This window comes from Brachyspira hampsonii 30446, from assembly GCF_000316195.1.
Classification (GTDB): Bacteria; Spirochaetota; Brachyspiria; order Brachyspirales; family Brachyspiraceae; genus Brachyspira; species Brachyspira hampsonii_C.
This window is the reverse complement of the sequence record NZ_JH994110.1, coordinates 966,907-974,671: the sequence shown is the minus strand read 5'-3', so window position 1 is coordinate 974,671 and position 7,765 is coordinate 966,907. Positions and strand designations below refer to the sequence as shown.

Here is a 7,765-nt window from a genome sequence, read left to right as displayed (position 1 = left end):
ACACTTCTCCTATAGCTATTATTTTAAAACCTTCTTTTGCTGCTATTAAATCACCAACTTGTAAATCTCTAAAATATTCTATTCTTCTGTTGTAGCTTCCTAATATAGCAGAATTATTCTTTTTAAACTCTTCAAAATATGAAGGCTTACCATCACCCCAACTAACTCCGCAGGCAAAAACTTTTTTTAGTTCCATATAACACTCCTATAATTATGTATTTCATATTAAATAATATAACACAAAATATATAAATGTCAATAATATTAATTATAAACCATATGTTTTATTTATAAAAAATAAATAGGTTATATATATATATATATATAAGATATTCAATCATTTGGAGAAAATATTGAAAAAAATAATACTGCTTTTTATATTTATTCTAACATTATCATCATGTGCTGCAAAAGTACATTTAATAAATGATTCTTTTTATGAACAGAAAATCTATCAAACAGATTATATTTCCATGAGTTATTGGTCAGAAACTATCAAATTCAGATTTAAAAGTGCAAATGATCCTAATAATATAATATTGGAAGTAGAGTACATTGCAGACAACTCATTTAATATATCAGAAAATAGTAAAATTGTATTGAAATTTGAAGATGATACTTATTTAATTCTACAGTATACATCTCTTATGCCTAAAACAGAAAGCGAAATAATATATGGTACTTCTATATATTTTATGGATACAGCTTATGTAGATAGAAGTTACAGTATAAATGCTGAAAACACTATAAGAGAAATGAAAGTTTTAACTGATATAAGAGTAGAGACTGATGAAGGATTTAAAAATTTAAAGGTAAAAAAAGATGCTGCAAATGAGTTGATTAGACTTTATAATGAAATGCAAGATGCAATATAAAAAAATAAATAAGATTATATACACGGTAGATATTTAATATTTTTCTAAAACATCAAAAAAATCATATAAATCATATTGACAAATATAAAAATAGCTATATATTACATTTCGTTTTTATTAATCATACTAAATTTATACTTTAGTTTTTTATTAAAAGAGATTATATCATGAATACCAATTCAAATAAATTTAATACAGGTAAAAAAACTCTTTTTGGAAATTTTGATTTTTATAAATTATGCATATCTATTGCCGTACCTGTAATGCTTCAGCAGCTTATAATGGGAATGGTATCATTAATAGATAATTTCATGGTAGCAGAATTAGGAGATACAAAAATGGCTGCTGTGAATGTATCAAATCAATTAAATTTTATATACTTGGTAATACTCAATACCTGCTACGCGGCAGGCGGTATATATATGGCACAGAATAATGGTGCTGACAATAAAGAAGGTATGCAGCAGGCATTTAGATTTAAAGTAATACTTCCTCTTGTTATTTCTATTTCTTATATGATACTAATGATAATCAATCCTGAAATATTTATGCGTCTAATGACTAGGGGAAATGCCTCTCAGGAAGAAATACTGATATCAAGTACAAAATATATGAGTATAATAGCATTTACTTTTATACCAATATCAATATCCGGTGCCATAGGAACTTCATACAGAGAGATAGGCAAACCTCATATACCGTTAATAATATCGGTAATAGCTACATTCTGCAATACTATAGGAAACTATATACTTATATATGGAAATTTCGGAGCTCCAAGACTAGAAGAAACAGGGGCTGCTATTGCTACACTGATAGCTAGAATAATAGAAATGATTTTGTTTATAGTATATATAAAACTTCGTCATGAAAAATTTTATGTACGAACTAGAGAAATACTTAAAGTAAAATTAGATGTATTTTATTCAATGCTGAAAAAATCAAGTTTAATATTTTTAAGTGAAATAAGCTGGGGATTAAGCGAAATGTTTATGACGGCTTTATATAACAGCAGAGGCGGAGCCGAAACAGTTGCAGGTATGGCATCAGGATTCACTATAGCAAATATATTCTACTTGGTTTTTCAGGGTATATTTGTATCTACTATGGTAGTTGTAGGCGGTACACTTGGACGAGGAGAGTTGGAAGATGCCAAAAATAAAGCAAGATGGATATTAAACGGATCTATTATAGCAGGTTTAGTTGTTGGATTAGTACAAATGTCCTCTACCCTATTAATCCCTTTTATTTTTTCTAAACTTACAATAGATGCTCAGGCAATAACAAGAAATTTAGTAATACTTATATCCTGCTATATGCCTGTATGGACATATATTAATGCTCAATTTGCTGTTTCAAGGGCTGGAGGTGATACCATATTTGGTTTTGCTGTTGATGTTCCTGTATCATTACTTATGTTTGCCCCTTTAGCCTTAATATTGGCAAAATTTACTTCTGTCGGTCCTGTAGCTATGTTCGGTATAGCTAAATTAACTGACTTTGCCAAAATTACAGTTGGGGTTATAATGCTGAAAAGAGAAAGATGGGTTAAAAAACTCACTGAGTAATATTATTTATGTTTGATATGTAAGTTAATAACTATAATATATATTTATTTCTCAATAGATTAGATAATTATTCAAATTAAAAAATTATTATAAGAAAGTAAATACTTGATAAACTAATTCCGAACATATAAACGGTATTTTGTTTTTTCGTTAATTTTATTTTTTATACTTTTAATATATTAAAATTAACTTATAATAGTATTTATAATATATCATTTGATTGATTACAGAGGATTTATGGATTACAATTTTTCTCTTATAACATTAGAACTAGGAATTCCTGTTATAGCAACTATAATATCAATAGTTGGTATAATCTTATATGCTTATATATATTTTCAGCTATATGAAGAAACACAGGCTATCGTATTGCTTTTAGGTTTTCTATCTTTTTTATTTTCAGGATTGGAAGCATCAAATATAATAATTTCTTTATACAGTAAGAATAATTATTTAGCACTTAATATGTATAAATTTGAACAATTAGCCCTTTCGCTGACTATCATACCATGGATGATGTATATAAGAAGCAAATTAACTTTAAGCGAACATTTCCATTTTGTACTAGATAAATTATATATAGCTATTGTATTTATATTAATACTTTTATGTGCCATAGCACTATTATATCCTCAGCTTTTTATATCAACAACTCAGCCTATGAGTACATTGAGTGAAACTATGAAAAATAGTATAAAAAGCAGAGGAGAATTGGGAACAGTATATATACTTAGAGATTTCGTATTTACTATATATTGTTTTGTAATTATATGTTCATTTATATATGAAATGACTGTAAATAAAAAAATTAAAGAAAATATTCTTTTATTGGTATTAATTGTATTAATATCTTTAGCATTTTTTGATGATTTTAATGGTATATCAATATATACCAAATATTCAAGTAATTTCTTAGTTTTTAAAAATTCAACATTTAGCAGAATTACTTTAGTTTATGCTATATTTAATATAATAATGATATATTCATCTATAAGCAGATTTATTTCAGCTGTATACAAGAAAACAAATCAATCTTATGATTTAGAAGGTATAAAAGCTCAGGACTCTATAATAATTAATACTGCCATAAATACATCTGAAAAATTATCTGAATTAAAAGCCAATTTCTCTGAATCTGTTAATAACTTGGTAAGTAAAGTAGAAAATACATACTCCACTATTAATAATTTGAAAAATGATATAAATAGGGTTATAGAATATACAAATGAATTCATCACTATAGAAAATTTCCAAATAAATGATGGAAAAATTAATATAACAAAAATAAATGAATTAATAGAAACATACCCAAATTTGCAGGCCTCTGTGGAATTGCAGAAAAAAACACTTGAGGAGTCTAATGTAAAACTGCATGAATCTGTAGAAAAAATATATGCTTTACAAGCTCAAAGCAGAAATATAACAGCAATGTTTGAGGATTTGCAAAAGAATTTAGAAGCAGAAAAAAATAATTTCATTAAAGAATTCTCTAAATCAGAAAGCTTTAATCAATTAAATTTCCAAATAAATAAAATAATATCATTTATGACAAATATGTCAGATAAAACAAAAACTCTTGCCATAAACTCAAGTATACAAGCGTCAAAAGCAGGAGAATGGCATAATAATTTCAGTGTTGTATCTAAGGAAGTCAGCGAACTAGTAAATGAAACTTCTCAGGCTACAAATAGAATGCAAAATCTATTATTCGGAATAGAAGACATATTTAAAAAATATACATACTCAAGCAACAATATTAATAATAATATGTCTCAATTATCAGAAGAAATTTCCATACATTATGATAGAATAAATAAATTCAATACTAGTATGGAAAAACAAAATGATTATAATATGAATATCATAAAAAATACTGATAAAATGCATAATTCAATATCAAATATGACAAATATTATTATTAATGAAGAAAATGACTTTTTGAATATAAAAACTAGAATAGAAGAAATAAATGATTATATAATTGATATATCAGATAAAGCATCTGCAGAAAATTTAGAAATAAAAAATATTATGAGAGATATGAATAAACTTTTGGCAACATCTGATGATTTGGAATCTATAACTAATAAACTTAATGAAGAGATGAAAAAGTTTTTAGAATATACAAATGATTTAGAAAGTAAAGTATCTGAATACTCTAAAGTTATGTAGAAGGAATAGTTATGAATATATTTTCAAGTTTAATATACGGCTACAATATAACAGTAATACAATTATTAGCACCCATTATAGGTATTTCTCTAATGGCTGTTTTTATGATGATGTATTTATTATTATCTATAAAAACAAAAAAAGGTATATATATCACTATTTCAGTTACTTTACTATTTATATTAGTATATAATATTATATCTCTTATTATAATATTTTTGGGTACTTATAAAACTAATCAAAATACAGCAACAGTTCTATATTTAGCAAATAATATATTATTGCTATTGGCAATAATATTAATGCCTATAAACTCTAGAAGTTTTATATCAGAAAATAAAAACCTTATAAATGTAAATAATGCTATATTTATAATTGTACTTGTATTGTCCGCAGCATTAATAATTTCGAGTATAATATATCCTAAAATCTTTTTTAAAACTACAATTAACTACTACGATACAGTAACTAATTCATACTATATAAAACCAGAAGGATTATTTTATGTATTTAAGAATTATATTATATTATCAGTATTTTTAATTATGTTTATATCAACTTTGGCGGATATGATAATTAATTTTGATTATAAATCTAATATGCTTCTAATAATTTCTATAGTTATAGCATTAATATTAATAGTAAGATATTTATATTTAGAAAAAATTACAGATAATATAGATTTTGACGGAGTAGGATTTGCTATAGTAATATCATCATCATTCAGGTCTATATCAATATTTTCATCTTTTGCTAAAAATGCTCTTGAGTCAATAAAAAAAGAAAGTATATTAAATAACAAATTACATTTAAACCTTAAAACATTAACCAATATAGATAAAATATCAGAAGAACTCAATATTATAGATAGAAATTTAATGGATACATCTATGTTTGTTTTTGAAATAGATAAAGAAGCAAAAGATGCATACAATATAATCAGTTCTAAAATAGATTCCATTTTAGAAGCTAATGATAAATTAATGGATGCTAAAAATAGCAAGAAAAATATCATAAAAGACGGTTTGAAATATACAAATACTATATTTACATTCTTTGATAAATATAAATCACAAATGCAAGATCACTTTAGAGTATTAAATCAAACTATTTCTAATATGAAAGAATCTGATTTTTCTAATGAGCAAATAATGACATTGAAAAATGATTTAAGACTTATAAAAGAAAGTTTTAAAGAAACTTCAAATAAATTTTTAAATGCAATAATAGAATCAGCAAATCAGTTCAAAGATGTAAATAACATTACAGAATCTATATATAATACAATAGAATATATTAAAGATATCACAAATAAAACAAATCTTTTATCTATTAATGCTGGAATTCAGGCATCTAAGGCTGGATTTTATGGTAAAAGTTTCTCCGTAGTTGCAAAAGAAATAGGTACTTTGTCATTTGAAATATCTAAGGGAACAGATGCAATAGAGAAAATGCTTACAGATATATTTGCAGGATTAGTTACGATAGAAAATTCTTCTTTCTATATAAAAGACAGATGCAAAATAATAACAAAAGAAATTAATAGAATATTAGAGACTATAGATAAATTTATTGAAGAAATGGAAAATAATATAAATAATGATTCTAAAAAGCTAAGCCATTTTAAATCTTTAGAGCAGTATAATGATGTAATGTCAAATATATTAGTAAATCAAAATCTAATAGTATTGTCAATAAAAGAGAATATATCTGCTATGCTTGAAGTTCAAAATAATCTAAACTCAAAAATAGAATACCAAAATCAAGATATATATAAAATATTTAATAACTTCAACAATATAATAAAATCTAAAGATGATCTTAATGAAATAACTAAGAAAATAGGAAATTATTCTTCATTTTCTCATACAGATATAGAAGCATTGTCAAATATTATTAGTACACATAAAAAGAAAAGCAGCTTTACATTTGCTCCTATAATAGCTTTACTTAAGAAATCATAATGTTTAGTAATATTGATATAATATTAATTGCAATATTAGTTTTTGCTTTAATATATGGATTATATAAAGGATTAATATCAATTATTATCCCTGTTATAGCAATAATAATAACATTCATAATAGCACCATTAATATATAATCATCTGTCTAAATATTTTGATCATTCTTTTATCTTAAAAATAATATCTTTAATAGCTACCTACTCCATAACTAGGATAATACTTTCCAAAGTAGAAAAAAGTGTAAAAGATATATTAAAAATAATATATCTCTCTTGGGCAGACAGAATAATTGGTGCTGCTATATTATTATTTATATCAAGTGCTATTATTTATTTTATAGTAGGTATAATCATAACTTTATCTCCTGAAAATACTCAATTATTTTCAAAATCAATTATACTCAATTATATATTTGAATTATTCCATCATATATTTTACGCATTTGAAAAAGATAATCACATGGCACATTTTATATATAACTTTATCGTATAATAACAATTTATTTTACTAAACCTTATTTTATACATATAATTGACAATAAATTTTTTTTAATATATCATATACCGTATTATTACAAATTATTTATTTAAGGAAGTAAAATTATGAAAACAGTAAATGCTAAAGGCGTACCTTGTCCAAAACCATTAATCTTAACAAAAACTGCAATAACAAATGCCGCTTTGAATGAAGAAATAGAAGTATTAATAGATGATGAAGTGGCATTTCACAATATTACAGACTTTTTAAAAAATAACGGCATAACATATACAAATGAAGGATTAAATTTTAAAATTATTAAAAATAAAGAGTTATCTTCTAATGATACTGATAAAGAAAAATCTTCAGGTCCTGTAATTGCTGTTGTGGATAAAAAAGTAATGGGACAAGGAAATGATGAATTAGGAGAACTATTATTAAAGGCATTTTTAGGAGCATTAAAAGATGCTAATCCAAAACCGGAAGCATTATATTGTTATAACGGCGGAGTTTATTTAGGTGTTGAGGAGCCGTATAAAACTTTATTGCAAGAATTAAGAGATGCCGGAATAAAAATATTTTTCTGCGGTACTTGTGTTAAATTCTATGAATTAAATGATATAAAAGTTGAAGAACAAACTAATATGCTTGGTATTATAGAGGCTATGGCTAATGCTTCTGCTGTTATAAGGGCATAGAAAAATAGT

General features: G+C 24.7%; 6 protein-coding genes and 1 pseudogene. 6 read left to right on the top strand and 1 reads right to left on the bottom strand.

All coding sequences use genetic code 11. From position 1 onward, the window contains the following. A pseudogene (locus tag A966_RS13555) lies at positions 1-196 on the bottom strand (hypothetical protein); the annotation flags it as partial. A 157-nt stretch (positions 197-353) separates the two neighbouring features. Between A966_RS13555 and A966_RS04325 the strand changes: the two are divergent. The 6 genes from A966_RS04325 to yedF all read left to right on the top strand — a co-directional run bounded on the left by A966_RS04325 (position 354) and on the right by yedF (position 7,756). Continuing rightward, positions 354-875, top strand: coding sequence for a hypothetical protein (locus A966_RS04325; RefSeq protein ID WP_008722924.1), 522 nt, complete (start codon positions 354-356; stop codon positions 873-875). A gap of 167 nt (positions 876-1,042) precedes the next feature. Then, positions 1,043-2,443: an MATE family efflux transporter gene (locus A966_RS04320; protein WP_008722921.1), complete on the top strand. Its 1,401-nt coding sequence runs from the start codon at positions 1,043-1,045 to the stop codon at positions 2,441-2,443. A gap of 237 nt (positions 2,444-2,680) precedes the next feature. After that, a complete protein-coding gene (locus tag A966_RS04315) occupies positions 2,681-4,615 on the top strand; it encodes a methyl-accepting chemotaxis protein (protein ID WP_008722918.1) in 1,935 nt (644 codons plus the stop codon). Between the two features lie 11 nt (positions 4,616-4,626). After that, positions 4,627-6,579, top strand: a complete 1,953-nt coding sequence (locus tag A966_RS04310) for a methyl-accepting chemotaxis protein (protein WP_008722916.1) — start codon at positions 4,627-4,629, stop codon at positions 6,577-6,579. Beyond that, the gene (locus tag A966_RS04305) at positions 6,579-7,073 is read left to right on the top strand and encodes a CvpA family protein (RefSeq protein WP_008722914.1); all 495 of its coding nucleotides are present in this window, start codon (positions 6,579-6,581) and stop codon (positions 7,071-7,073) included. The genes A966_RS04310 and A966_RS04305 overlap by 1 nt, the downstream gene beginning before the upstream one ends. 110 nt (positions 7,074-7,183) lie before the next feature. Beyond that, positions 7,184-7,756: a sulfurtransferase-like selenium metabolism protein YedF gene (yedF, locus tag A966_RS04300; protein WP_008722912.1), complete on the top strand. Its 573-nt coding sequence runs from the start codon at positions 7,184-7,186 to the stop codon at positions 7,754-7,756. Positions 7,757-7,765 lie beyond the last annotated feature (9 nt).

Coding starts and splice junctions, on each gene's coding strand:
- A966_RS04310 (WP_008722916.1), top strand. CDS start 4,627: ATGAATATATTTTCAAGTTTAATATACGGCTACAATATAACAGTAATA.
- A966_RS04315 (WP_008722918.1), top strand. CDS start 2,681: ATGGATTACAATTTTTCTCTTATAACATTAGAACTAGGAATTCCTGTT.
- A966_RS04305 (WP_008722914.1), top strand. CDS start 6,579: ATGTTTAGTAATATTGATATAATATTAATTGCAATATTAGTTTTTGCT.
- A966_RS04320 (WP_008722921.1), top strand. CDS start 1,043: ATGAATACCAATTCAAATAAATTTAATACAGGTAAAAAAACTCTTTTT.
- yedF (WP_008722912.1), top strand. CDS start 7,184: ATGAAAACAGTAAATGCTAAAGGCGTACCTTGTCCAAAACCATTAATC.